The organism is Kytococcus schroeteri (assembly GCF_042433515.1).
In the GTDB taxonomy this organism is placed as follows: Bacteria; Actinomycetota; Actinomycetes; order Actinomycetales; family Dermatophilaceae; genus Kytococcus; species Kytococcus schroeteri.
On record NZ_JBHLVH010000031.1, the window covers coordinates 1 to 540 of the forward strand.

Genomic DNA, 540 nt, shown 5'->3' on the forward strand with positions numbered 1-540 from the left:
ACCCGCGCCATGACCGGGCGTGGTGGGACCAGGCCCGCGGCCGGGCCCTGTGCGAGCTCATCGACCACCTCCCGGCCGACCACCTGACCACCAGGACCAACGCGATCCTCATCGTCCGCACCGACCTGGACACCCTCCGGGGCCTGACGGACCGGGCCGGCCTCACCGACACCGGGGCGGTCGTCTCCGCCGGGCAGGTACGCCGCATGGCCGCCACCGCAGGCCTGGTCCCGGCCGTGCTGGGCACCGACTCGGTCGTACTCGACCTCGGCCGGCAGACCCGCTGCTTCACCGGTTCCCAGCGCACCGCCCTGGCAGCCTCCTACGAGACCTGCGCCGCCGCCGACTGCGACCGGCCCCTGGCCTGGACACAGATCCACCACGCCCACCCGTGGCACCCCGTGACCGCACCGGACGGCACCGTCCTGCACCCCGGGGGAGGACCCACCGACCTGGCCAACGCCATCCCCCTGTGCGGGCCCCACCACCGACAACTCGACGACCCACGCCTGGGCCACACCATCCACACCCACCCCGACG

At 74.4% G+C, this 540-nt stretch carries 1 protein-coding gene; it reads left to right on the forward strand.

Translation table 11 applies throughout. From position 1 onward, the window contains the following. The coding region (locus ACFFHC_RS11550; protein ID WP_379805553.1) for an HNH endonuclease signature motif containing protein at window positions 1-540 on the forward strand (540 nt) is incomplete at both ends.